Here is a 503-nt window from a genome sequence, read left to right as displayed (position 1 = left end):
GCGCGCCCAACACCCTGCTGGCCGACGACGGCACGTGGGCGGCGCACGTCGACCTCGGGACCCTGGGCACCGCCGACCGCTGGGCCGACCTCGCGATCGCGGCGTGGAGCACCGAGTGGAACTACGGCCCGGGCTTCGCGCCGCTCGTCTACGACGCGTACGGCGTCGAGCCCGACGTCGAGCGGATCGCGTTCTACCGCCGGCTGTGGGACGCCACCTGACCCGCTCGGTGACGGGTCAGGACGAGCGCGTGAACGTGTAGACGGGCGCCTGGTACTTCTTCCCGTAGGCCTTCCACAGCGCCTTGGCGGACGTCGCGCGCGCCCCGCCGCAGTACTGCGTGTAGCCGCCGTACTGCTTCTTCTTGGTGATGGCGATGGCCATGCAGTCGGCCTGGCGCTCGTTGCCGTCGCCGTACTCGCCCTTGCGGGCCTTGAACACCTTGGCCGTCGTCCTCTCGGCCTTCTCGCGCGCCTCGGGGCCCTTGGCGAGGCGACGGAACT

1 protein-coding gene and 1 pseudogene are annotated in these 503 nt (G+C 71.2%); one reads left to right on the top strand and one right to left on the bottom strand.

Going from position 1 to position 503, the window contains the following annotated elements; translation table 11 throughout:
- A pseudogene (locus D1825_RS00030) lies at positions 1-221 on the top strand (aminoglycoside 3'-phosphotransferase); the annotation flags it as partial.
- A 16-nt stretch (positions 222-237) separates the two neighbouring features.
- On the opposite strand, the gene D1825_RS18030 reads toward D1825_RS00030, so the two are convergent.
- The coding region (locus tag D1825_RS18030) for a hypothetical protein (RefSeq protein WP_158580655.1) at positions 238-503 on the bottom strand (266 nt) is incomplete at its 5' end.

It is taken from the genome of Cellulomonas rhizosphaerae (assembly GCF_003470205.1).
Classification (GTDB): domain Bacteria; phylum Actinomycetota; class Actinomycetes; order Actinomycetales; family Cellulomonadaceae; genus Cellulomonas; species Cellulomonas rhizosphaerae.
The sequence above is the reverse complement of the archived record's forward strand: the minus strand, read 5'-3'. Positions and strand labels throughout refer to the sequence as shown.